Origin of the sequence: Sulfitobacter sp. 1A15258, assembly GCF_043557045.1 — a bacterium.
In the GTDB taxonomy this organism is placed as follows: Bacteria; Pseudomonadota; Alphaproteobacteria; order Rhodobacterales; family Rhodobacteraceae; genus Sulfitobacter; species Sulfitobacter faviae.
In genome coordinates this window covers 311,782-335,618 of record NZ_JBIFFK010000004.1, presented here as the reverse complement: position 1 = coordinate 335,618, position 23,837 = coordinate 311,782, and the positions used below count along the sequence as shown (strand labels likewise).

Sequence of the window (23,837 nt, the reverse complement as noted above, 5' to 3'; positions counted from 1 at the left end):
CTTGCGTCATAGAGCCGCGCGAGACAGTTTTGTGACAGCAAGCAAGGATACCCCCGATGAGCCGCGCGCATTTCACCCCCTTCGAGGCCGATCTGGACCGAGAAACCGCTCTGAGCGTGCTGCGCGAGGCCGTGGCCGGCGCCGATGACGGTGAATTATTTCTCGAACGGCGCCGCTCTGAGGCGCTGGTTTTCGACGACGGCCGCCTCAAAACCGCCAGCTATGACGCCGCCGAGGGCTTTGGCCTGCGCGCCGTGCGCGGCGAAGTGGCAGGCTACGCCCATTCGACCGAGCTGAGCGAGGCCGCCCTGCGCCGCGCGGCGGAAACGGCGCGGCTGGCGGTCGGCGATGGCGGCGGCACTTGGGCAGATGCGCCTCAGGCCAGCAACACGCGTCTCTATACGGACGAAGACCCCATTGCGGGCCACGCCTTCCCGGTCAAGGTCGATACCCTGCGCGAGATCGACGCCTATGCCCGTAGCCTCGATTCCCGCGTGGTACAGGTGAGCGCCACGATCGCCGCCAGCATTCAGGAGGTCGAGATTCTTCGCCCCGAAGGGCATTCGGTGCGCGACGTGCGCCCAATGACGCGGGTCAATGTCTCGGTCATTGTCGAGCAGGATGGCCGCCGCGAGAGCGGCGGTGTCGGCGGCGGCGGGCGGATCGGGCTCGACGGGATGCTCGCCCCCGAAGACTGGCAAGCCAAGGTTCGCGAAGCCCTGCGGATCGCCTGTGTGAACCTCGAAGCCGTCCCTGCCCCGGCGGGCGTGATGGACGTGGTGCTTGGCCCCGGCTGGCCCGGAATTCTGCTGCACGAAGCCATCGGTCACGGGCTTGAGGGCGATTTCAACCGCAAGGGCTCCAGCGCCTTCGCCGGGCTGATGGGCCAACAGATCGCAGCCAAGGGCGTGACCGTGCTGGATGACGGCACGATCCCCGACCGGCGCGGCTCGATCTCTGTCGATGACGAGGGCACCCCCTCGGCGCGCAATGTGCTGATCGAAGATGGTAGGCTGGTCGGCTATATGCAGGACCGTCAGAATGGGCGGCTGATGGGCAGCGCCTCAACGGGCAACGGGAGGCGGCAATCCTATGCGCATATCCCGATGCCGCGCATGACCAACACCTATATGCTGGGCGGCGAGGCGGCACCGGGCGATATCGTGGCTGATCTCAAGGACGGGATCTATGCCGTGGGCTTCGGCGGCGGGCAGGTTGATATCACCAATGGTAAATTCGTCTTCTCCTGCACCGAGGCCTACCGCGTGCAAAACGGCAAGATCGGCGCGCCGGTCAAAGGCGCCACGTTAATCGGCGATGGGGCCACGGCCTTGCAAAAGATCCGCGCTATTGGCAACGACCCGACGCTCGACCCCGGCATGGGCAACTGCGGCAAGCAGGGGCAGTGGGTGCCGGTGGGTGTGGGCCAGCCCACTCTGATGATCGGCGGGCTGACCGTCGGCGGGGCCGCGACCTGACGGTGGCACGCTGAGGTTGAATCAAATACGCGGGAAAATCTTCATAGGTTGTTAAGCACTAAATCCTATACCTGATTCTGCAACGGACGGAGTTTCGGGATGACTGACAAGGACCTACATCCTTCTTCCACTCACCCCCCACTCCCACCCACCCAGGAAGATGAACAGTTTGCCCGGCTTCGTCTGTTGCGCTCTCGCCGTGTGGGTATTTCGACCTATCGGCGCCTGCTGGATGAACATGGCTCTGCCCAAGAGGCGCTGAAGGCGCTGCCGGAAGTCGCGCGTGCCGCCGGGATATCAGACTACCGCATCTGCCCCGAAGGGGTGGTTCAGGCGGAACTCAACGCCGCCCGCCGCGCCGGGGCCCGGCTACTGGTTGAGGGGGAGGCACCCTACCCGCGCCTGCTCAGCGACCTTCCCGATGCGCCGCCCTTCCTATGGCTGATCGGCGACCCGGCATTGCTGGGCCGTCCGATGATCTCCCTCGTGGGCGCGCGAAACGCTTCTTCGCTTGGGCTGCGCATGGCCCGCAGCCTCGCCGCCGAACTGGGCGAAGCTGGCTTTGTCGTCGTCTCCGGCCTTGCTCGGGGGATCGACGCGGCGGCGCATGAGGCCGCATTGCCCCGCGGCACCATCGCTGTGCAGGCGGGCGGGGTCGACATTATATATCCCAGCGAGAACACTGCGCTGGCGGGCCAGATCGCCGCGCAGGGGCTGCGGCTGTCAGAGCAACCGATGGGGCTACAACCGATGGCGCGGCATTTCCCCCGCCGCAATCGCATCATCTCGGGCCTGAGCCGTGCAACGGTGGTGGTTGAGGCGGCGGCCCGCTCGGGCAGTTTGATCACCGCCCGCGATGCGCTGGATCAGGGCCGCGACGTGCTTGCGGTCCCTGGCCACCCGATGGACGCCCGCGCGGCAGGCTGCAACATGCTGATCCGCGACGGCGCGGTACTGGTGCGCTCTGCCGCGGATGTGTTGGAGGTTTTGCCGGTTGAGAAAACTCAGACCCCGCCACCCCGCAGCAAGCCCCCCGCGGCCCCGCGCCCGGAAACGTCGCCGCGAAACCAAAGCCCTGTCGCGAAGCTCCATGCACAGATCCTCTCTCGTCTCGGCCATGCGCCGGTTGCGGAGGATCAGTTGATCCGCGACTTGCAAGTGCCCAGCAGCGATGTCGCCCCCGCGCTCCTCGATCTTGAGATGGAGGGGGAAATTCAGCGCCAACCCGGTGGGCTGCTCAGCCGCTCCGCCTGACGCCGCGAAGGAGCGCGGCCTGGTCTCAGCGCCGCGAAACCGGGGACCAACCGGGGGGCACTTGGCCGGGCCAAGCAAGCCTCGAATGCCGAGGGTCGATGCCGCCGAAATGGCCCATCCGGCCTGCGAAACCGCTGCGCCGCAAACCCGTGTTACGCAGCAGCTGCATTGACAAACACCCCTGCAATCCCACATGAGACAGCGCAAAGCCGCCCCCGTTTTTGATCTAAGGTGCCTGTATTTATGCCCGTCGTCGTCGTCGAATCCCCAGCCAAGGCCAAAACGATCAACAAATATCTGGGCGACGATTACACCGTTCTCGCCTCTTACGGCCACGTCCGCGACCTGCCGCCGAAAGACGGCTCGGTCGATACCGACGCCGATTTCGACATGAAATGGGAAGTCGCCAGCGACAGCAAGAAACACGTCAAGGCCATCGCCGATGCGCTGGCCCAAGACAACGCATTGATCCTCGCGACTGACCCCGACCGCGAAGGCGAGGCGATCAGCTGGCACCTGCAAGAAGCGCTGACCAAACGCAAATCGATCAAGAAAGACACCCCCGTCAGCCGGGTCGTCTTCAACCAGATCACCCAAAAGGCGGTGACCGAGGCGATGCAGAACCCGCGTCAGGTCGACATGCCGCTGGTAGAGGCCTATCTCGCCCGCCGCGCGCTGGACTATCTGGTGGGGTTCAACCTCTCCCCCGTGCTCTGGCGCAAGCTGCCGGGCGCCAAGTCTGCGGGCCGCGTGCAATCGGTCACCCTGCGCCTCATCGTCGAGCGCGAGATGGAGATCGAGGCTTTCCGCGCCCGTGAGTATTGGTCGGTAAAGGCGCTGCTCGCCACCCCGCGCGGTCAGGAGTTCGAAGCCCGTCTCGTCTCGCTCGCTGGCAAGAAGCTGGAGCGGTTCGATCTCGCAGACGCCACGCAGGCCGAAATGGCGGTGCAGGCGATCACCAGCCGGGCGCTGAAGGTGATGAACGTCGAGGCGAAACCGGCGAGCCGCAACCCCTCGGCCCCCTTCATGACCTCGACCCTGCAGCAGGAGGCCAGCCGCAAGTTTTCGATGGGCGCACGCCAGACCATGTCGACCGCGCAGCGCCTCTACGAGGCCGGGCACATCACCTATATGCGGACCGACGGCATCGACATGGCGCCCGAGGCGGTTTCGATGGCGCGCGAGGCGATCAAGGACCGGTTTGGCGCGGATTATGTCCCGAAAGAGCCGCGCATCTACAAGAACAAGGCCAAGAACGCGCAGGAAGCCCACGAATGTATCCGGCCCACGGATATGACCAAGGACGCCAAGGCGCTGAAGCTCGATGCCGATCAGGCGAAACTCTATGACCTGATCTGGAAACGCACCCTCGCCTGCCAGATGGAGAGCGCCCGGCTGGAACGCACCACCGTCGAGATCGGCAGCGACGATGCGCAGGTCGGCCTGCGCGCCAACGGTCAGGTCGTGCTCTTCGACGGTTTCCTGCGGGTCTACGAAGAAGGCCGCGACGATGTCGTCGACGAGGACGACAAGCGCCTGCCCCAGATCAGTCAAGGTGATGCGATGGACAAGCGCAGCGTCACGCCCGAGCAGCATTTCACCCAGCCCCCGCCGCGCTACACTGAGGCGACGTTGGTCAAGAAGATGGAAGAGCTGGGCATCGGCCGCCCCTCGACCTATGCCAGCATCGTCACCACGATTCAGGACCGCGAATATGTTCGCAAGGATGGCAACCGCCTGATCCCCGAGGACAAGGGCCGTCTGGTGACCGCCTTCCTTGAGAATTATTTCCGCCGCTACATCGGCTATGACTTCACCGCCGATCTGGAAGACCAACTCGACAAGGTCAGCGCCGGGGATGCCGCCTATAAAGAAGTGCTGCGCCGCTTCTGGCGCGATTTCTCGGCCGCCATCGCGGAGACGTCGGAGCTTCGCATCACCGAGGTGCTGGAAAAGATCAACGAGGTACTGGAGCCGCATCTCTTCCCGCCCACCGAAGACGGCAGTGACCCGCGGCTTTGCCCCAATTGCGAGATTGGCCGCCTGTCGATGCGCACCGCGCGCTCGGGCGGTGCCTTCATCGGCTGTTCGAACTACCCCGAATGCCGCTATACCCGCCCCTTCGGCCCACCAGACCCGGAGGCCGAAGCCTCGGCCATTCCGCCCGACGGCAAGCTGCTGGGTGAGGATCAGGGCGACGAGATCCGCGTATTCAAGGGCCGTTTCGGGCCCTATGTCCAGCGCGGCCCGGTGACGGAAGAGAACAAGAAACCCCCGCGCCAGTCGATCCCCAAGGATTGGGTGCCCGAGGATCTGACGCTGGAACAGGGCGTGATGCTCCTGTCGCTCCCGCGTGAGATCGGCCCCCACCCCGAGGATGGCGTCATGGTCTGGGCCAACATCGGGCGCTATGGGCCTTACATCAAGCACGCCGAAAGCACCTCGCACCGGGGCGGCACCAATGCCAATCTCGAAGGCATCGATGAGGTTTGGACCGTCGGCATGAACCGCGCGGTGCAGTTGTTGGCCGAGAAAGTCGCCAGCCGCGGTGGCCGGGGCAAGGCCGCGAAACCGATCCGTGAGATGGGCGAGCACCCCGATATGGGCGGCGCGGTCAACGTCATGGAAGGCAAATACGGGCCTTATGTGAAATGGGAAAAGGTCAACGCCACGATCCCGAAAGAGATCGAACCGGCGGACCTGACCATGGAGCGCGCGGTGGAGCTGATCGAAGAGAAGCTCGCCAAATCCCCCGCCAAACGCAAAGCGGCGACGAAGAAGGCACCGGCCAAAAAGACGGCAGCCAAGAAGCCCGCGGCGAAAAAGACGGCCACCAAGAAGGCCCCGGCAAAGACGGCGGCCAAGAAACCTGCGGCCAAGAAAACAACCGCGAAAAAAGCCGACAGCGCGTAAGCCGCGCCTCGGCACAGCAACCGCGCCGGGGGATCGGCGCGGTTCCGCCTGTGGCCTGCCTTTATATCCAGCATCATGAATATGTGATTTGCCATTCCCCTTCGATTTTCGGATCAGGGGCGGCGGCAAGACCACTATGAAAGGCAGATCAATGTCAGGCATGAAATTCACCCGGCGCGGGCTGATCGCCGCAAGCGGCGCGGCGCTGATGACGCCGCAGATCCTGCGCGCGCAGGAACCCGGCCAAGCGCCCCGCGAATATTCCGCCGAACCTCCGGTGTCGCGCAACACGTCGAGCTTTGCCACCCAGCGTTGGCAGGACCATTTCGACAGCCTTGGCAAAGGCGCGATCGTGGCCGACACCACCAGCCGCGCCCTGCATTACTGGAGCGCGGACGGCCAGACCTATAAGGTCTATCCCACCTCGGTGCCCGCCACCGAAGAGCTGACCAAACGCGGCTATACCGAGATCGTGCGCAAGAAAGTCGGCCCCGATTGGACGCCCACCGCCTCGATGATGGAGCGTTTCCCGCATTACAAATACATGCCACCGGGCCCAGACAATCCGCTCGGCACCCACGCAATGTATCTTAGCTGGCCTGCCTATATCATCCACGGCACCCATGACACGCGCAAGATCGGGCGGCGGTCCTCGGACGGTTGCATCGGGCTTTACAACGAGAAGATCGAAGAACTTTTCGGCCTCTGCCCCGTGGGCACGCAGGTGCGCATCATCTGACTTTCCGGGCGGCCTTTCCTGCGTAGCACCACGTAATTGACACTGCCCCGACGCAGGGTCACATATGGCGCAGCGAAACTGTAGGGAGGTCGCCCGTGAACAAAATCTATGGATCCGCCGCCGAGGCGCTGGAAGGCGTTCTGTCGGATGGCATGCTGATCGCCGCCGGGGGCTTTGGCCTTTGCGGCATTCCGGAATTGCTGTTGCAGGCGATCAAGGAAAACGGGGCCAAAGACCTCACCTTTGCGTCGAACAATGCGGGCGTCGATGACTTCGGCATCGGCATTCTGCTGCAATCGCGGCAGGTTAAAAAGATGATCTCCTCTTATGTGGGGGAGAATGCCGAGTTCATGCGCCAGTATCTGTCGGGCGAACTGGAATTGGAATTCAACCCCCAGGGCACCTTGGCCGAGCGCATGCGCGCTGGCGGTGCCGGCATCCCGGGGTTCTACACCAAGACCGGCGTCGGCACCCAGATCGCCGAAGGCAAGGAAGTGAAGCAGTTCCACGGTGAGGATTACATCCTCGAAGAAGGCATTTTTGCCGATCTGTCGATCGTGAAGGCATGGAAAGCCGACGACACCGGCAACCTCGTCTTCCGCAAGACCGCGCGCAACTTCAATCCGCCCGCAGCCATGTGCGGCAAGGTCTGCATCGTCGAGGTCGAAGAGATCGTCCCTCGCGGCAGCCTCGACCCCGACCACATCCACCTGCCGGGCATCTATGTGCATCGCATCATCCAAGGCGAGCATGAGAAACGCATCGAAAAGGTCACGACACGCAAGCGGGAGGAAGCCTAATGCCTTGGGATAGAGATCAGATGGCGGCACGCGCCGCAGAGGAACTCGAAGACGGCATGTATGTGAACCTCGGCATCGGTATTCCGACGCTGGTGGCGAACTATGTCGGCGACAAGGACATCACGCTTCAGTCGGAAAACGGCATGTTGGGCATGGGCCCCTTCCCCTTTGAGGGCGAAGAAGACCCCGACCTTATCAACGCGGGCAAACAGACCATTACCGAGCTGAGCCGCACCGCCTATTTCGACAGCGCCATGTCCTTTGGCATGATCCGCGGCGGCAAGATCGCGGCGGCGATCCTCGGCGCCATGGAAGTGGCCGAGAATGGCGATCTGGCGAACTGGATGATCCCCGGCAAGCTCGTCAAGGGCATGGGCGGCGCGATGGACCTCGTGGCCGGTGTCCGCAAGGTCATCGTCGTGATGGACCACCAGAACAAGGCCGGGGACTCGAAGGTGCTGAAAGAATGCACCCTGCCGCTGACCGGCAAGGGTGTGGTCGACCGGATCATCACCAACCTCGGTGTGCTCGATGTGGTCGAAGGTGGCTTGAAAATCGTCGAATGCGCCGATGGCGTGACCGAGGACGAGCTGCGCGCCGCAACCCAAGCGACCATCGTTTAAGAAAACAGCCCTCGGCGGCTTCCGCCGGGGGCATGCCCGTCGCGCTCAGTTCATCGCGGCAAAGACGCAGCCATCGCTGATCAGTTCCGGCGGGGTCAGGCAAAGCCCCTGCGCCACTTGAAACGCCGCCAACACCTTTGGCACATAGTCGCGCGTCTCGGCAAAGGGCGGCACGCCCGCATGTTTGCGCACCGAGCCCTCGCCCGCGTTATAACCCGCGAGCACGAGAATCGGATCGCGGTCGAACTCTCCCATCAGCCAGTCGAGATATTTGACCCCGCCTGAGATATTCTCGGCCGCGACCATACTGTCGCGCACGCCAAAACGGGCGGCGGTATCGGGCATCAGTTGCATCAGGCCAGCCGCCCCCGCCCGGCTCACCGCATCGGCACGCCCTGCGGATTCCACGCTGATCACCGCCAGCACCAGCGCGGGCGAGACATTGGTGCCAACCGTGGCGCTCAGGATATCCACCCCATTGCTGCGCGCGATATCTTGCAGATGTTGCAGGCGCGGGGCGGGCACCTTGCCGCCGGACAGCGCCGCCATCGCGGGCGCCAACCGCCCTGCCCCGCTCCGCTCAGCCGCGGGAGAGATTTTATCCCAGAACCAATCGAACTGCCCGGCATTCAAGGGCGAAATCGCGCCGCTCGGGGTCGCAGCGACCGCGGGGCCTGTGTCCACCTCCGCCGCTGCTGCGGCGCGGGCCGCCGGATCGATTTGCACCGTGATGCGTTTGGCCCCCTTCTTGGGCGGGCCGACCCGTTTGGCCGAGAACTCAGGGAACGGTTTCGGCCCCTCTGCCATGGCGGCAGGGGCCATGAGAGCCGTGACCAGCGAGAATGCCAAAATGCGATACATGCCTGCTCTACCTTGCGTCTAACGCGCCTTTGCGCGGCAATATCACACGAATCGTGAAATCGGGCCAGCGTTTGAGGCGGGGATCATGGCAATTTCGCCGCAATTGAGGTGTTAAACGGTGGGAAAGCGCAGGCGGAAGACCCAATACAAGAATTAAAACGCCATCAAACAGAGGGTTAACGTGTTTCCGCAAGAAAAACGCGGGCAGTCTGGAAAAGGCACGCTTGCTGCCAAATTCGCGCCCCAATCTGACGGCTATATAGGGTCATACCAAGTCGGACAGCTTCAAATGAGAGAGCGAGGCAAACCGGACGGCGAGGTTAAGACCTTTTACTCAGTGATCCTTGGAGGGACATGACATGATGAACTTTATCAAAAACTTCCGCAAAGACGAAGACGGTGCCGTGACAGTTGACTGGGTCGTTCTGACCGCTGCGATCGTTGGCCTGGCTATTGTTGCGTTCAACGCAATTGGCGACAGCGCAGAGACAATGGCGACGAATATTGCTGACGATATCGAGACTTTTGAAACTACTGCTGAACGCGGCGGTGGTGGCGGCACAGGTAGCGGCACAGATGGCGGCGGCTAATAGAACACACCTACAATAGATAGCTTCTTTTGAAGGGCTGGCTTCGTCCGGAAGGCAGCCCTTCTTTAATTTTTCTAACCGTCGCCTACCAAATCAATGGAAACTACGATGCGCAGATTGGTCGGAAATTTCGCCCACGACGAAAACGGTGCGATCAGTGTAGATTGGGTTGTCCTAACCGCCGGGCTGGTTGGGCTCGCGGTACTAGTGTTGAGCGTATTCTCCGACAGCCTCACTGCATTAGTCGAATACATTCGAATAAATATGATCACCTAAGCAACAATGCCCTAGCCCCCACCGCAGGCACCTTTGGATCGCCTCCGGGCAGACCAATTCTCGCCATATTCGGCAGCTAATTTGCCGGGGTGATCAAAGCGAGCCGAGATTCGCTTCCATAGCAAAGAGGTAACATCATGCGAGCCGTATTTGGATTGGTTCTTTTAGTAGGCATAGCACTTGCCGGTGGGGCCGTTTATCTGGCGAAAGACCGGATTTCACAGTATCAAGCTGCCAACGCCCGAGCCCAGGCCGCGCTGGCGCAAGTGGTGCCAACTAAAACCGTTTGGGTGGCCGACAAATCCTTGAAATACGGGCAGCCCCTGACCCGCGAAGACGTCCGCGCCGTGAAGTGGCCCGAGAACGCCATTCCCGAGGGTTCATTCTTCGAGGAAACCGTACTGTTTCCCGAAAACACCAAAGAACAACGTATCGTGCTGCGCAACATCGAGAAAGATGAAGCGATCATGGCGGTGAAAGTAACCGAACCGGGAGAGGATTCCGGCCTGACCTCGCGTCTGGCTCGCGGCATGCGCGCCTTTGCACTTAAAGTTGATGTTTCCAGCGGCGTTTCGGGCTTCCTGCGCCCCGGTGACCGGGTGGATATCTATTGGACGGGCCGCGTAAACGTTGGCAACCAATCCAGCAACGGCGATGTCACCAAGCTGATCGAATCGGCCATTCAGCTAATCGCCATCGACCAAAGCGCCGATGCGTTGGTCGTGGGGGAAGCATCGATTGCCAAAACGGTGACGGTTGCCGTGAACCCGCAGCAGGTTGCCGCGCTTGCACAGGCACAATCGACCGGCAAACTCTACCTCTCCCTCGTCGGCACGAATGACGACACCGTGGCCGAAGCCATCGAAGTCGACCAACGCTCGCTTCTGGGAATCGAGGCGCAAGAGACCATCGCCGAAGTAACCAAAGAGAAGGTTTGCACGATCCGCACCCGCCGCGGGGCCGAGGTGGTCGAACTGCCGATCCCCTGCACAAACTGACCTGAAAACAACCTCTTGCTAAGTTAACGAAGGCGCCGCACCCCCATGCGGCGTCTTTCATTTTTGCACGTATGTTGCGCATAGCCCACATGCACAGCGCCCGCGAAGAGCTTGATTCTTGCAATAAATTTGGAATTGCCGCAGAGTGTTGCCAAACGAGGGCAAAAAGACCCATCCCGAGGCGTGATCAAAAAGGCAGGTCACATGAAAATCGATAGATTTCTGAAAGCGGCCCTGCTGGGGCTGACACTGGGCGCAATGCCGATGGCATTGACCCTGCCCAGTTCAGCTGGCGCCGACACGCTGCGCGTTGTCAAACGCGGCACTAATTCCAGCCTCGACGTCCCGATGAACCGCGCCGTGGTGGTGGAAAGCGACATTCCCTTCGCGGAACTTAGCATCGCCAACCCCGGCATCGCGGATATCTCCTCCCTGTCTGACCGCACGATCTATGTGTTGGGCAAATCGCCGGGGCTGACCACGCTCACGCTGCTCGACGCGGCGGGGCAGCTGATCACCAATGTCGATGTCCGCGTCGCGGCGGATGTCTCTGAATTCAAAGAACGGCTGCGTCAGATCCTGCCGGGTGAGAAGATCGAAGTGCGCACCGCTAATGACGGTATCGTGCTGTCGGGCATTGTCTCTTCCACACAGCGGCTGCAACGCGCCCTCGACTTGGCCGAGCGCTATGCTCCCGAACGGGTCAGCAACCTGATGAGCGTGGGCGGCATCCAGCAGGTCATGATGAAGGTCCGCTTCGCCGAAATGCAGCGCAACGTGTCGAAATCGCTCGGCTCTTCGCTGGCAATCAACGGCGGCTCCGATTTCAGCGCGGGCACCGGCAGCACCAATACGTCAGGCGGGGTCGCGACCTCGCTTGGTGGGTCGATCCCGTCGGCAAACCAGAACGCGGGCGCGGTGCTGTTCGGTTTCAACGCAGGCTCTACCCAAGTGGGCATCCTGTTGGAAGCATTGGAAGAAAAAGGCGTCGTCCGGTTCTTGGCAGAGCCGAACCTCGTGGCGCTTTCGGGCCAAGAGGCCAAGTTCCTCGCCGGGGGCGAGTACCCGATCCCGGTCGCCCAAACCAGTGATACGGTATCGGTGGAGTTCAAACCCTTCGGCGTAGAACTCGCCTTTATCCCGCGCGTCGTGGACAAGGATATCATCAATCTTGAGATGAACGCCGCCGTTTCGGCCATCGACGCAAGCAACAGCATTTCATTGGGCAACGGCATCGAGATTTCCGCCTTCACCCGCCGCGAGACATCGACCACGGTCGAAATGCGCGACGGGGAAAGCTTTGCCATCGCGGGACTTTTGACCGACGACTTCACCGACAGCACGCGGCAACTGCCGTGGATCGGCGATGTGCCAGTGCTGGGCGCGCTGTTCCGTTCGGCGGATTACCAGCGCAGCCAGACCGAATTGGTCATCATCGTCACCGCCCATCTGGTCACCCCGACCCGAGGCGAAGCGCTGGCTCTGCCCACGGACCGCATCAAGCCGCCCTCTGAGAAAGACCTGTTTCTGCACGGGCGCACGGCGGATGGCACCCGCACCCCCAGCCGGGGCGCTGCGGGCGAAGTGGCCAAGCAGGACTTCCGCGGTTCCTACGGTTATGTACTGGATTGATCCGATGACACGCAGACATATCACGTTGATCGCGGGCACCGCGGCCCTTGCCGGGCTCGCCGCCTGCGCGCCCAGCAACGATCCGGTCTATACGCAGTTCTACCGCGAGGCCGGGTCGATCGTGGACACGGGCCAATTCGGCAATGCCACATTGCACAACCGCCAAGTCATGACCGGCGAAAAGCGTGTGACCTTTGATTTGGCGAACCGTTTCTCTAACGAAGTCCGCTCGACCGTGACCTTCGCCTTCAACTCGGCCCAACTGGACGCGAATGCGAAAGCCGTCCTGCGCCAGCAGGCCAGCTGGATTCGCCAATTCCCCGAGATTCGCTTCCGCGTCTATGGCCACACTGATCTGGTCGGCTCGCAGGCCTATAACCGCGCCTTGGGGCTGCGCCGGGCGCAGGCCGTGGTGCGCTATCTCTCGACCTTGGGAATCAGCCCCAGCCGTTTGGAAGCCGTTGTTTCCTTTGGCGAAACGCAGCCGCTGATCGTGACCCAGGGCCGCGAGCGCCGCAACCGGCGCACGGTGACCGAGGTCAGCGGCTTCGTCCAGGGCCACCCGATGCTGCTGGACGGCAAATATGCGCAGATCATCTACCGCGAATATGTAGCCAGCGCCGTGCCCCCCTCTCAGCTAAGCTCCGGTGCCACCGAAGCAGGTGGCGGCGGCGGGGAGTAAGGGTAAGCCCTTCTTTCGCATATAAAATATCCCCCCGCGCCTTCGGGCCGCGGGGGTTTTCGTCTCTGAAAAGCCATGTCCAATCGGGCGCGAATGGACGTATCGTTTCAAGATACCCAACAATAGAGGCTTTTTGGCCCCAATCTCGCCCCAGTTGGGGGTGATATTCGACGCAGAAGGATAAATGTGCCCGGCTCAAGCGCCGCGCATAAGGCAGAGGTCAGAGCGTTCGCGGCGACAGAATATCGCCGCCCTCCGGCCAAACCGTTGATGTAAAGGACAAAAGGTCATGAGCAGCACTATGCCACAACCCGAAGCAGCGCCGATCGTTGCCTGCACAATCAGCCGTGATGTACAGAACTTCGACCTCTTGATCGAAGATATGGAAGCCACTTTGGGCGAAAGCTGGGGCGATCTGGGATTCGCCGAGGCGCTGGCATTCTTCAGCCAACCCGAAGCCGAGGCGATGGAATTCGTCGCCCTCGCCATGGATGAGACCGACGAGGACAACCTCGTTTTGATGAGCGAAATCATCACACAGGCCAAGGCGCGCGACATCCGGGTGATCCTGATCGCCGAAGACATGACCCCCGCCGCGTTGCATTCGCTGCTGCGGAAGGGGGCGGATGAGTTCGTCCCCTATCCGCTGCCCGAAGGCGAATTGGCACAGGCCATTGCCCGCGTCCGCGCCGGAGAGAACGCCCCCCCTGCCCCCGCAGCCGACAGCAGTGCACCGCAGTTGAAGGCCGGTGCGCAAAAGGATGGCGCACTGATCGTCGTGCATGGTTTGGCTGGCGGCACCGGGGCTACGACCCTTGCCGTGAACCTCGCTTGGGAACTGGCGAATGCCGACAAGAAAAACCCGCCCTCGGTCTGCCTGCTGGATTTCGACCTGCAATATGGCTCGGTCGCGACCTTCCTTGATCTGCAACGCCGCGAGGCGGTCTATGAAATGATGTCCGACACGGAATCCATGGACGAAGAGATCTTTGGCCAAGCGCTGCAAACCTTTGAAGACAAGCTGCATGTGCTGACCGCCCCGGCAGAGATGCTGCCGCTCGACATCGTGACCAACGAAGATATCGACCGCATCCTCAACATGGCGCGCAACCAGTTCGACTATGTCATCGTCGACATGCCCTCGACGCTGGTACAATGGTCCGAGACCGTGCTGACCAGCGCGCATGTCTACTTTGCCATGCTGGAACTCGACATGCGCTCGGCCCAGAACGCGCTGCGCTTCAAACGGGCACTGCAATCCGAGGAACTGCCTTTTGAAAAGCTGCGCTATGTGATGAACCGCGCGCCGAAATTCACCGATCTCAGCGCCAAGAGCCGGGTCAAGCGCATGGCCGAATCGTTGAGCATTTCGATCGATGTGCAGATGCCCGATGGCGGCAAGGCGGTGACCCAGGCCAATGACCACGGGCTGCCGCTGGCCAATTCCGCGCCGAAAAGCCCGCTGCGCCGCGAAATCGCCAAACTGGCAAGCTCCATCCACGATCTCAAGGGCGAGCAGGCGCAAGCCGCCTGAGCCCCCTAGCGAAAGACCGTACCGATGTTCTCGAAATACAAGAAACCAGCCTCTGCCACCCCGAAAGCCGCCGCCCCCGCGCCGGCGCGTGAGGCCAAGCCAGCCAAAGCCGCCCAGCCCGCCCCCGCGGCACCTGCGCCCGCACCGGCAGCCAAACCGGTTTCAATGCGCCGCGCGGTCAAACCCGCCGCCGCTTCCCCCGAGGACCGTGAGGTCAAGCGCAAGCAGCGGATGAGTGAGATCAAGCTCGAACTGCACCGCGCGCTCTTGGACAACCTCAATCTCGCCGCGCTGGAACATGCCTCGGAAGCTGATTTGCGGCAGGAAATCAACGATATCGCCGTCGAGATCCTTTCCGAAAAGAGCATCGTGCTCAACCGCGAAGACCGCATGACGCTGAACTCCGAGCTTTATGACGAGGTCACCGGTCTTGGCCCCCTTGAGACGCTGCTGAAAGACGACAGCGTCAACGATATTCTGGTGAACGGCCCGCAGCAGATTTTCGTCGAACGCGACGGCAAGCTGCAATTGACCGACATCACCTTTAAAGACGAAAAACACCTGCTGCGGATCATCGACAAGATCGTCTCGGCGGTGGGGCGTCGGGTGGATGAAAGCAACCCTTACGTTGACGCGCGTCTCAAGGATGGCTCGCGTTTCAACGCCATGGTGCCCCCGGTGGCCGTCGATGGCTCGCTCGTGTCTATTCGTAAGTTCAAGAAAGACAAGCTGGGCATCGACGATCTGGTGAACTTCGGCGCCTTCTCGGAAGAGATGGCCGCCTATTTGCAGGCCGCCGTGGCCACGCGTCTCAACATCATCGTGTCGGGCGGTACGGGCTCGGGTAAGACCACCACGCTCAACGCGCTGTCGTCTTTCATCGACAATGCTGAACGCATTCTGACCATCGAAGACACCGCCGAATTGCAACTGCAACAGACCCATGTGGGCCGGATGGAAAGCCGCCCGCCCAACGTCGAAGGCAAGGGCGAAGTCTCGCCTCGCGACTGTCTGAAAAACGCCCTTCGGATGCGCCCCGACCGCATCATCGTCGGCGAGACGCGCGGCGAAGAGGTCATCGACATGTTGCAGGCGATGAACACTGGCCACGACGGTTCCATGACCACAATTCACGCCAACTCGGCCCGCGATGGCATCAGCCGTCTGGAAAACATGATCGCCATGGCCGGGATCGAAATGCCGCTCAAGGCGATGCGAAGCCAGATCTCCTCGGCTGTGAACCTGATCGTGCAGGCCAGCCGCTTGCAAGACGGCTCGCGCCGGATGACCTCGATCACCGAGATCACGGGCATGGAGGGCGAGGTCATCTCGATGCAAGAGATCTTCCGCTTCCAGCGCGTCGGCCTGACGCCCGAGAACAAGATCATCGGCCATTTCACCGCCACCGGCGTGCGCAGCCACTTCTCTGAGCGGTTCCGCATGTGGGGCTATGACCTGCCCGCCTCCATCTACGAACCCGTGGCGGCCCAGTAAGGATTGATGCAATGAGTGCCGAACCAATCATCTATGGCCTGATCTTCATCGGCGTTCTGGTGCTGGTCGAGGGGCTGTACCTTGTCGCATTCGGCAAATCCATCAGCCTCAACAGCCGCGTGAACCGCCGCCTTGAGATGCTGGAGAAAGGCGCGCGCCGCGAAGAGGTGCTCGATAAGCTGCGCAAGGAAATGCAGCAGCATATGAACGCCAAGTCGATCCCGCTCTACTCCCTGCTGTCAGAACGTGCGCAGAAGGCCGCGATTGCCTTCACGCCGCAGCAGTTGCTGATGATCATGGCCGGATTGGCCGCTTTGGCCTTTCTGGGGCTGACCATCGGCACCGATACCTCCGTGTCGGTGCGCGCGCTGATGTCCATCGCCATGGGCGTGGGCGCAGTGTTCTTTTGGGTGTCGCATAAGGCCAGCAAACGCATGGCGATGATCGAAGAACAGCTTCCCGATGCGGTGGAGCTGATGGTGCGCAGCCTGCGGGTGGGGCACCCTTTCTCCAACGCGATCTCCATCGTGTCGAAGGAAATCCAAGACCCGCTCGCCTCGGAATTCGGCGTAATCGCCGATGAGGCCGCCTATGGCCGCGATCTGGGCGAAGCGCTCAAGGATATGGCCGAACGGCTCGACATGCAGGATTTGCGCTTTCTCGCCGTCGCCGTGACCATTCAGCAGCAATCGGGCGGCAACTTGGCCGAGATCCTTGCCGGTCTTGCCAAGGTGATCCGCGCCCGCTTCCGCCTGTTCCGCCGTGTCAAAGCCATCACAGCCGAGGCGAAATGGTCGGGCAAGTTCCTGTCGGGCTTCCCGCTGGCCGCGCTGGTGGTGATCAACCTCGGCGATCCGCATTACTACGACGAGGTGCGCGATCACCCCTATTTCATTCCCGCCTGTTTCCTTGTGGGGATCTTCCTTGTGCTGAACCTTTTCGTGATGCGCATCCTTACCAATATCAAAGTCTGAGAGGCCGGGGATGGAATTTTTCAATCAGCTTAACGATCAGATCAACCAAGCCTTGGGGCCGATGGGGCTGATCATCATCATCGGCACTTTGGGCGTCGCCCTGGTGGCGATCACGCTGGTCTTGATGTTGCGCCAGCCCGAAGACCCGCTGACCAAGCTTAAGCGCACCAGCTCTGCCCCTACGGGCGACAGTTCGCGTGAGAAGCTGCGCCAATCGGATCAAAACGCGCAGTTGCAGAAATTCGCCAAGTTCCTTGAGCCGGAGGACGTGGCAGAACTCAGCGCCAAACAGTTGATGCTGCGCCAAGCGGGCTACCGCTCGCGCGATGCGGTGCGGCTTTATTACTTTGCCCAATTTGCCCTTGGGATGCTCGGGCTGGTGGGCGGTCTGGTCTATACCAATGTCCTGGGCGGCGGCGAAGGGCTGACCACGCAGCAGACCATGATGTGGGCCATCGGCCCCGGCGCCATCGGGTACTACCTGCCGAAATACTGGGTCCGCCGCCGGGTCGATTCCCGCAAAGAAGAGATCACCCGGGGCTTCCCCGACGCGCTGGATATGATGCTGGTCTGCGTCGAAGCCGGGCAATCGCTGGATCAATGCATCGTCCGCGTCGCGCGCGAGTTGCGCGCCTCCTACCGCGCCCTTTCCGAAGAGTTCGAGATGGTCGCCTATGAGATGAAAGCCGGTAAGGACAAAGTATCGGTGCTCAACGACATGGGCGAACGTTGTGGCGTGCAGGATGTCTCCTCTTTCGTGACCGTGCTGATCCAATCGGCGGCTTTCGGCACCTCCATCGCCGACGCCCTGCGCGTCTATGCTGCCGAGATGCGCGACAAACGTGTGATGCGGGCCGAGGAAGCGGCAAACAAGTTGCCAACCAAGATGACCCTTGCCACTATGGGCCTCACCGTGCCGCCGCTGTTGATCATTCTGATCGGCCCCTCGGCACATGGCATCTCGCAACTGGGTCAGATGGGGAATTAATGAAAAAGGAAATTCGGCGCAGCCTCCTCCGCGCCGTTTTCACCGGGCCGATCTTGGGCCTTGCTCTGGCCGCCTGTTCGACAGGCGGCTTTTCCGCGTTGCGCGGGGATCAGACACCCGAAAACCTCTATGCCCCCGGCGTGAACCAACGGGCCGAGGCTGTCGACGGGGTCGAAGTAGGGCACCGGCTGATTGCGGCGGGGCAATATGAACTGGCCATCAAATCCTTCAACCGCGCCGCGCTGGAGCATGGGCTGACCGGGGAAATCCTCTCGGCCCTCGGCAGCGCCAACCTCGGACTCGGGCGTTTGGGACAGGCGGAAACCCTGCTGCGCCGCGCCGTTGAGAAAGACGCCGCCGAGCCGGAAGTCTGGAACAACCTTGGCGTCGTGCTGATGGAAAGCGGCCAGACCGCCGAGGCCGAGCAGATTTTCCGCAAAGCCTATGCGCTCGACAATGGCGAAAGTGACGCAATTCGGGACAATCTGCGCTTGGCGCTCGCAAAAACGGAAAAATCTGTTATAACAGAAGTCAATGAGGATAATTACAAATTGGTGCGGCGCGGCAGCGGGGACTACCTGATCCGTCCGACACCATGACCCGGCAGAGCAGTAAGAGGACGCAAAATGCGCCATCCAATCATTCTGGCCGTCTGCATGGCAGGCGTCACCGCGCTTGCAGGCTGCGGTGAAAAAGACGCGAACGCCACCGTTGAACGGGCCTTCAAGAACGTCAATGTGGTGGATGAAACCAACCTTTCTGACGTCATGCTGACCGTGGCCGACCCCAATGAGGCGGTGAGCTATTTCGCGCGGTCCATCAAGGAAAGCCCCGACCGGATCGACCACCAGCGCGGGCTCGCTGCGTCACTGGTTCGCGCCAAACGCACGACCGAGGCCGTGACCGAATGGGACAAGGTCGTCAAAATGGAGGGCGCCACCCCCGAAGACCGCGTGCAACTGGCCGATGCGCTGATCCGTTCGGGCAATTGGGCGCGGGCCGAGACGGTGCTCAACGGCATCCCCCCCACCCATGAGACCTTTGCCCGCTACCGGCTCGAGGCCATGGTCGCCGACAGCAAGGAACAGTGGGACCGCGCCGACAGTTTTTACGAGATCGCCGTCGGCCTGACCACGACCCCCGCCGCCGTGATGAACAACTGGGGCTATTCCAAACTGACCCGCGGCGATTATGCCGAGGCCGAGCGACTGTTCGGCGAGGCGATCCGTCAGGACAACACGCTTTTCACCGCCAAGAACAACCTCATCATGGCCCGCGCCGCGCAGCGCGACTACACCCTGCCCGTGATGCCGATGGAGCAATCTGAGCGCGCCCAGCTTTTGCACACGATGGCCCTGTCGGCGATCAAACGCGGCGATGTGGAGACCGGCAAGGGCCTGCTGCGCGAAGCGATTGACACGCACCCCCAGCATTTCGAAGCCGCCGTCCGCTCTCTGCGCGCATTGGAAAACGGCTGATCCATGGCGATCTCTGCCACGGCGGCCCTGTGGTTTCTGCCCTTCGTCCTGCCGATCTGCTTCTATGTCGCCTTCACCGACATGAAGCAGATGCGCATTACCAATCAGGCGGTCTTGGTGCTCACCGCGATCTTTGTGCTGCTGGGGCTGTTTCTGCTGCCCTTTGATACCTATCTCTGGCGCCTGCTGAGCCTTGTCGTGGTTCTGGTGGTCGGCATTGTCCTGAACGCCGCCGGGGTCATGGGGGCCGGTGACGCGAAATTCGCCGCCGCCGCCGCGCCCTATATCGCATGGGGCGATCTGCGATTGCTGTTGATGCTTTTCATGGCCACCCTTCTCGCCGCCGCCGCCACGCATCGCGGGGTGAAATACACCCCCCTGCGCCGCCTCGCCCCCGATTGGCAAAGCTGGCAGGAGACCAAGAAATTCCCCATGGGCCTCGCCCTTGGCACCACGCTGGGGCTCTATCTGATCTTGGGGGCGCTCTTCGGGGTCTGACCGTCCCGCTGCAAACTCTTTTCATCGCGCAAAAGCGTCCACATTCACGCCATATTCAAGATTTACCCTCCAGTCTGACCGACAAGCCGCACCGCCGCATGACTTTCCAAGGAAGCCATTGATGAACGCCCCGACCAGCACCGTGCTTGCCCCGCCGCCCCCCAAGCGGTTGGAGGATATGAAACTGCCCATCGTGATGATGCGCGATATCCTTCTGAAAACGATCTTTCGCAAGAACGTCGAGATGGTCAGCGATCTGGCCCAAGCGCTCTGCCTGCCGATCCCGGTCACGCAGGAGATGGTCGATCAAGCCCGCAGCCAGCGCCTGCTAGAGGCGACAGGCACGCTCAGCGCCACCAGCGGCAATGAGATGGGCTATCAATTGACCGACGCGGGCAAGGCGCGCGCATTGGATGCGCTGGCGCAGTCGGAATATTTCGGCGCCATGCCCGTCCCGCTTGAGGTTTACCGCGAGCAGGTCAAACGCCAATCCGTGCGCAACCTGCAAATCACCCGTGACCAGTTGACCGGCGCCATGGGCCATCTGGTGCTGCCCGACAGCCTGCTGGATCACCTCGGCCCCGCCGTCTCTGCCGGGCGGTCGATCCTGATGTACGGCCCGCCGGGCAACGGTAAATCCAGCATTTCCAACGGCATACGCGACGCGCTTGGTGATCGGGTCTATGTCCCCCGCGCGATCGAATACGCAGGTCAAGTCATCACCGTCTATGACCCGATCGTCCATTCCGCCGCCGAGGCTGAGGTGCAAGACCCCACCTCCCTGCGCCGGATCACGCGCTATGACGCCCGCTATGTCTGCTGCGAACGCCCCACCGTCATCACGGGCGGCGAGTTGACGCTCGACATGCTCGATCTGGTCTACAACCCCACGGCGCGGACCTATCAGGCGCCGCTGCAACTCAAGGCCACGGGCGGCATCTTCATCGTCGACGACCTTGGCCGCCAAAAAGAGCCGCCGCAAAGCATCATCAACCGCTGGATTGTCCCGCTGGAGGAAAGCAAAGACATCCTCGCCCTGCAATCGGGCGAGAAATTCGAGGTGCCCTTCGACACGCTGGTGATCTTCTCTACCAACTTCCACCCGAACGAGATTTTCGACCAAGCCGCCCTGCGGCGTATCTTTTTCAAGATCAAGATCGACGGGCCGGACCAAGAGAACTTCCTCAAGATCTTCGCCATGGTCGCCCGCAAACGCGGCATGCCGTTGGATGAGGCGACGCTGGTTCATCTGCTCAAGGTGAAATACCCCACCATCGACAATGTCTATGCGAATTATCAGCCGAATTTCCTGATCGACCAAATGATCGCGATCTGTGATTTCGAAGGCATCCCCTATCAGATGAACTCCGATCTGGTGGACCGGGCATGGGCCAATATGTTCGTTCGCGATGAGGTGATCGTTAAATAACCTCCGCCGCTGGCACCGCGCCCTGCCGATACTACATTGGGTGCATGCGCGCCCTACCTCCCAAATTCGCCGATTGGTTCGCCCAGAACGGCTGGTCTTTGCACCCGCACCAGCAAGAGATGCTGGACCGTGCCGAGGCCCCCGCCCTGCTTCTCATCGCCCCCACAGGCGGTGGCAAGACGCTGGCCGGTTTCCTGCCAACCCTCGTCGATCTGGCCGAGAATGATCACGAGGGGATGCACACGCTCTACATCTCGCCGCTCAAGGCGCTCGCGGCGGACATCAAACGCAACCTCACCCGCCCGGTCGAGGAGATGCGCCTGCCGATCCGCATCGAAGACCGCACCGGCGACACCTCGCAATCGCGCCGCCGCCGCCAACGCGCCGACCCGCCGCATATCCTGCTGACCACCCCCGAAAGCCTCGCCCTGCTGACCTCCTATGAGGACGCCGCGCGCACCTTTCGGGGCCTCAAACGCGTGGTGATCGACGAGATCCACGCGCTGGCCGAAAGCAAACGCGGCGACCAGCTGATGCTGGCGCTGACCCGGCTGCAAGCGCTGTGCCCCGATCTTAAGCGCGTGGGCCTCTCGGCCACCGTCGAAGACCCTTCGGCCATCGCCCACTTGATGGCCCGCCACCCCGACCCCTGCGAAGTGCTCTTGGCCGATCCCGGCCCCGCCCCCGACATCCAGATGCTGCGCACCGAGGAAGCTCCGCCCTGGGCCGGCGGCGGCGCGGCCTATGCGATCCCCGCGGTCCTCGAACAGGTGCGCCAACACAAGACGACGCTCATCTTCCACAACACCCGCGCGCAGGCCGAGATCTTCTTCCACAAACTCTGGCTCGCCAACGAGGACGCTTTGCCCATCGCCATCCACCACGGCAGCCTCGACCGCGCGCAGCGCGAAAAGGTCGAAGCGGCGATGGTACGCGGCGATTTGCGCGCCATCGTCTGCACCGGCACGCTCGACCTCGGGATCGACTGGGGCGACGTGGACCTCATCATCCAGATCGGCGCACCGAAGAACGTGAAACGTCTGGTCCAGCGCATCGGCCGCGCCAACCACCGCTACAATGCGCCGTCGAAGGCGCTTCTGGTCCCCGCCAACCGCTTCGAAGTGGTGGAATGCGTGGCGGCGCTGGAGGCCGTGCTCGAAGGCGCGCTCGACGGCGACCCGCGGGGGGACGGCCCCCGCGACGTGCTCTGCCAACACATCCTCATCGCCGCCTGCGCTGGCCCCTTCGACGCCGAGGACCTCTTTGCCCAAATCCGCACCGCCGGCGCCTATGCCAACCTCTCGCGCGCCGCCTTCGATGCTTGCCTCGATTTCTGCGCCACGGGGGGCTACGCGCTGCGCGCCTATGACCGCTGGCAAAGGCTGCTGCAACGCCCCGATGGGCAATGGCAACTGCGTGACCCCCGCGCCGCGCAACGCATCCGTATGAACATCGGCACCATTCAGGACACCGACAAGCTCAAGGTCCGCATGAAACGCAACCGCGGCGGCAAACCCCTAGGCGAGATCGAAGAAGGCTTTGCCGCCACGCTGACCAAAGGCGATACCTTCCTGATCGGCGGGCAAATCGTGCGCTACGAAGGGCTGCGTGAAACCGTGGTCGAGGTCAGCCGCAACGCCGCGAAGAAGCCGAAAGTGGCGACCTTCGGCGGCACGAAATTCGCCACCTCCACCCAACTCTCGGCCCGCGTACAACAAATGTTCACCCAAGACAGCTGGCCCGAACTGCCCTCCCACACCGCCGAATGGCTCAGCCTGCAACGTGAGGTCAGCCAACTGCCACAGCCCGGCACGTTGCTGGTGGAAAGCTTCCCCCATGACTTTGCCGAACAGACGGTGTTCTACGGCTTCGCCGGACGCAACGGCCAACAAACGCTCGGCCTTCTGCTCACGAAACGCATGGAAGACCTTGGCCTGCGCCCCTTAGGCTTCGTCGCGACGGACTATGCCACGCTGATCTGGGGACTGTCCCCCGTCGCCGACCCGGCGCCGCTGCTTGATCCGACGGTGCTGCACGAAGGCCTCGACAGTTGGCTTGCGGGCAATGCCGTGATGAAACGCACGTTTCGCGCCGCCGCCACCATCGCCGGGCTGATCGAGCGCAACAGCCCGCAGGCGCGCAAATCCGGACGGCAAACGACCTTTTCCAGCGATATCCTCTACGACACGCTGCAGCGCTATGAACCGGACCACCTGATGCTCGACATCACCCGCGAAGAAGCGCTGAGCGGGTTGGTGGATTTCGGCAGAATCGAAGAAATGCTCGGGCGAATTGCCGGGCGGATCACCCATCGCAAGCTCTCCCGCGTAAGCCCCCTGGCCGCACCGCTGTTTCTCGAAATGGGCCGCGTTCCGGTCGAAGGCGCCGGGCAGGATCGTCTGTTGGCAGAAGAGGCGGAACGTTTGATGGAAGCCTCCGGCCTCGCGCAACTCACCCCGCCGCCCTCGGATCAGCCGCCATGGCGGGATGGTCGTTGAACAGAAGCGTTTCGCGGGCGGAGAGGTTCTGCAAGGTATTTGAAAAAGGATGAAGATGATTAAGGGATCTTTAACTAAGGTGGCGCATCTTCCTCTCG

The 23,837-nt window shown here is 62.0% G+C and carries 20 protein-coding genes; 19 read left to right on the top strand and 1 reads right to left on the bottom strand.

Going from position 1 to position 23,837, the window contains the following annotated elements; all coding sequences use genetic code 11:
• Positions 1-56 precede the first annotated feature (56 nt).
• The 6 genes from tldD (at position 57) to ACGYK9_RS11200 (ending at position 7,807) form a co-directional block, all read left to right on the top strand.
• A complete protein-coding gene (gene tldD / locus ACGYK9_RS11225; protein WP_394410167.1) occupies positions 57-1,478 on the top strand; it encodes a metalloprotease TldD in 1,422 nt (473 codons plus the stop codon).
• A 99-nt stretch (positions 1,479-1,577) separates the two neighbouring features.
• Positions 1,578-2,732 (top strand): DNA-processing protein DprA, encoded by a 1,155-nt coding sequence (dprA, locus tag ACGYK9_RS11220; protein WP_394410170.1) that lies wholly within the window; start codon positions 1,578-1,580, stop codon positions 2,730-2,732.
• 243 nt (positions 2,733-2,975) lie between these two features.
• Positions 2,976-5,645 carry a type I DNA topoisomerase gene (gene topA / locus ACGYK9_RS11215; protein ID WP_394410787.1) on the top strand — a complete coding sequence of 890 codons (2,670 nt, stop codon included), beginning with the start codon at positions 2,976-2,978 and terminating at the stop codon, positions 5,643-5,645.
• Positions 5,646-5,796: 151 nt separating this feature from the next.
• On the top strand, positions 5,797-6,384 hold the full coding sequence (locus tag ACGYK9_RS11210) for a L,D-transpeptidase (RefSeq protein WP_271693172.1): 588 nt from the start codon (positions 5,797-5,799) through the stop codon (positions 6,382-6,384).
• A 95-nt stretch (positions 6,385-6,479) separates the two neighbouring features.
• Positions 6,480-7,184 carry a CoA transferase subunit A gene (locus ACGYK9_RS11205; RefSeq protein WP_271688029.1) on the top strand — a complete coding sequence of 235 codons (705 nt, stop codon included), beginning with the start codon at positions 6,480-6,482 and terminating at the stop codon, positions 7,182-7,184.
• A complete protein-coding gene (locus ACGYK9_RS11200) occupies positions 7,184-7,807 on the top strand; it encodes a CoA transferase subunit B (protein WP_394410173.1) in 624 nt (207 codons plus the stop codon). Before ACGYK9_RS11205 ends, ACGYK9_RS11200 begins: the two co-directional genes overlap by 1 nt.
• Positions 7,808-7,852: 45 nt before the next feature.
• Here ACGYK9_RS11200 and ACGYK9_RS11195 read toward each other — a convergent pair whose 3' ends face one another.
• Positions 7,853-8,668: a lytic transglycosylase domain-containing protein gene (locus ACGYK9_RS11195; protein ID WP_394410176.1), complete on the bottom strand. Its 816-nt coding sequence runs from the start codon at positions 8,666-8,668 to the stop codon at positions 7,853-7,855.
• A gap of 359 nt (positions 8,669-9,027) precedes the next feature.
• Here ACGYK9_RS11195 and ACGYK9_RS11190 point away from each other — a divergent pair, with 359 nt between their 5' ends.
• The 13 genes from ACGYK9_RS11190 to ACGYK9_RS11130 all read left to right on the top strand — a co-directional run bounded on the left by ACGYK9_RS11190 (position 9,028) and on the right by ACGYK9_RS11130 (position 23,739).
• Positions 9,028-9,258, top strand: a complete 231-nt coding sequence (locus ACGYK9_RS11190) for a Flp family type IVb pilin (protein ID WP_394410179.1) — start codon at positions 9,028-9,030, stop codon at positions 9,256-9,258.
• A gap of 413 nt (positions 9,259-9,671) precedes the next feature.
• On the top strand, positions 9,672-10,532 hold the full coding sequence (gene cpaB, locus ACGYK9_RS11185) for a Flp pilus assembly protein CpaB (RefSeq protein WP_394410182.1): 861 nt from the start codon (positions 9,672-9,674) through the stop codon (positions 10,530-10,532).
• 204 nt (positions 10,533-10,736) lie between these two features.
• Positions 10,737-12,164 carry a type II and III secretion system protein family protein gene (locus tag ACGYK9_RS11180; RefSeq protein WP_067267251.1) on the top strand — a complete coding sequence of 476 codons (1,428 nt, stop codon included), beginning with the start codon at positions 10,737-10,739 and terminating at the stop codon, positions 12,162-12,164.
• 4 nt (positions 12,165-12,168) lie between these two features.
• On the top strand, positions 12,169-12,846 hold the full coding sequence (locus tag ACGYK9_RS11175) for an OmpA family protein (protein WP_394410184.1): 678 nt from the start codon (positions 12,169-12,171) through the stop codon (positions 12,844-12,846).
• A gap of 289 nt (positions 12,847-13,135) precedes the next feature.
• Positions 13,136-14,380 (top strand): CpaE family protein, encoded by a 1,245-nt coding sequence (locus tag ACGYK9_RS11170; RefSeq protein WP_394410187.1) that lies wholly within the window; start codon positions 13,136-13,138, stop codon positions 14,378-14,380.
• 24 nt (positions 14,381-14,404) lie between these two features.
• A complete protein-coding gene (locus tag ACGYK9_RS11165) occupies positions 14,405-15,874 on the top strand; it encodes a CpaF family protein (protein WP_271688036.1) in 1,470 nt (489 codons plus the stop codon).
• 11 nt (positions 15,875-15,885) lie between these two features.
• Positions 15,886-16,848: a type II secretion system F family protein gene (locus ACGYK9_RS11160; protein ID WP_271693166.1), complete on the top strand. Its 963-nt coding sequence runs from the start codon at positions 15,886-15,888 to the stop codon at positions 16,846-16,848.
• A gap of 10 nt (positions 16,849-16,858) precedes the next feature.
• On the top strand, positions 16,859-17,836 hold the full coding sequence (locus ACGYK9_RS11155) for a type II secretion system F family protein (protein WP_271688038.1): 978 nt from the start codon (positions 16,859-16,861) through the stop codon (positions 17,834-17,836).
• On the top strand, positions 17,836-18,435 hold the full coding sequence (locus ACGYK9_RS11150; RefSeq protein ID WP_394410190.1) for a tetratricopeptide repeat protein: 600 nt from the start codon (positions 17,836-17,838) through the stop codon (positions 18,433-18,435). Before ACGYK9_RS11155 ends, ACGYK9_RS11150 begins: the two co-directional genes overlap by 1 nt.
• Positions 18,436-18,462: 27 nt before the next feature.
• Complete coding sequence (locus ACGYK9_RS11145) at positions 18,463-19,314, top strand: tetratricopeptide repeat protein (protein ID WP_394410193.1); 852 nt, start codon at positions 18,463-18,465, stop codon at positions 19,312-19,314.
• A 3-nt stretch (positions 19,315-19,317) separates the two neighbouring features.
• Positions 19,318-19,812 (top strand): prepilin peptidase, encoded by a 495-nt coding sequence (locus ACGYK9_RS11140; protein WP_394410196.1) that lies wholly within the window; start codon positions 19,318-19,320, stop codon positions 19,810-19,812.
• A gap of 121 nt (positions 19,813-19,933) precedes the next feature.
• The gene (locus ACGYK9_RS11135) at positions 19,934-21,241 is read left to right on the top strand and encodes an ATPase (protein WP_394410199.1); all 1,308 of its coding nucleotides are present in this window, start codon (positions 19,934-19,936) and stop codon (positions 21,239-21,241) included.
• Between the two features lie 44 nt (positions 21,242-21,285).
• The gene (locus tag ACGYK9_RS11130; protein WP_394410202.1) at positions 21,286-23,739 is read left to right on the top strand and encodes a ligase-associated DNA damage response DEXH box helicase; all 2,454 of its coding nucleotides are present in this window, start codon (positions 21,286-21,288) and stop codon (positions 23,737-23,739) included.
• The last annotated feature ends 98 nt before the right edge of the window (positions 23,740-23,837 follow it).

Coding starts and splice junctions, on each gene's coding strand:
- ACGYK9_RS11160 (WP_271693166.1), top strand. CDS start 15,886: ATGAGTGCCGAACCAATCATCTATGGCCTGATCTTCATCGGCGTTCTG.
- ACGYK9_RS11170 (WP_394410187.1), top strand. CDS start 13,136: ATGAGCAGCACTATGCCACAACCCGAAGCAGCGCCGATCGTTGCCTGC.
- ACGYK9_RS11150 (WP_394410190.1), top strand. CDS start 17,836: ATGAAAAAGGAAATTCGGCGCAGCCTCCTCCGCGCCGTTTTCACCGGG.
- ACGYK9_RS11155 (WP_271688038.1), top strand. CDS start 16,859: ATGGAATTTTTCAATCAGCTTAACGATCAGATCAACCAAGCCTTGGGG.
- tldD (WP_394410167.1), top strand. CDS start 57: ATGAGCCGCGCGCATTTCACCCCCTTCGAGGCCGATCTGGACCGAGAA.
- ACGYK9_RS11130 (WP_394410202.1), top strand. CDS start 21,286: ATGCGCGCCCTACCTCCCAAATTCGCCGATTGGTTCGCCCAGAACGGC.
- ACGYK9_RS11175 (WP_394410184.1), top strand. CDS start 12,169: ATGACACGCAGACATATCACGTTGATCGCGGGCACCGCGGCCCTTGCC.
- ACGYK9_RS11165 (WP_271688036.1), top strand. CDS start 14,405: ATGTTCTCGAAATACAAGAAACCAGCCTCTGCCACCCCGAAAGCCGCC.
- ACGYK9_RS11190 (WP_394410179.1), top strand. CDS start 9,028: ATGATGAACTTTATCAAAAACTTCCGCAAAGACGAAGACGGTGCCGTG.
- dprA (WP_394410170.1), top strand. CDS start 1,578: ATGACTGACAAGGACCTACATCCTTCTTCCACTCACCCCCCACTCCCA.
- ACGYK9_RS11135 (WP_394410199.1), top strand. CDS start 19,934: ATGAACGCCCCGACCAGCACCGTGCTTGCCCCGCCGCCCCCCAAGCGG.
- cpaB (WP_394410182.1), top strand. CDS start 9,672: ATGCGAGCCGTATTTGGATTGGTTCTTTTAGTAGGCATAGCACTTGCC.
- ACGYK9_RS11195 (WP_394410176.1), bottom strand. CDS start 8,668: ATGTATCGCATTTTGGCATTCTCGCTGGTCACGGCTCTCATGGCCCCT.
- ACGYK9_RS11200 (WP_394410173.1), top strand. CDS start 7,184: ATGCCTTGGGATAGAGATCAGATGGCGGCACGCGCCGCAGAGGAACTC.
- ACGYK9_RS11145 (WP_394410193.1), top strand. CDS start 18,463: ATGCGCCATCCAATCATTCTGGCCGTCTGCATGGCAGGCGTCACCGCG.
- ACGYK9_RS11210 (WP_271693172.1), top strand. CDS start 5,797: ATGTCAGGCATGAAATTCACCCGGCGCGGGCTGATCGCCGCAAGCGGC.
- ACGYK9_RS11180 (WP_067267251.1), top strand. CDS start 10,737: ATGAAAATCGATAGATTTCTGAAAGCGGCCCTGCTGGGGCTGACACTG.
- ACGYK9_RS11140 (WP_394410196.1), top strand. CDS start 19,318: ATGGCGATCTCTGCCACGGCGGCCCTGTGGTTTCTGCCCTTCGTCCTG.
- topA (WP_394410787.1), top strand. CDS start 2,976: ATGCCCGTCGTCGTCGTCGAATCCCCAGCCAAGGCCAAAACGATCAAC.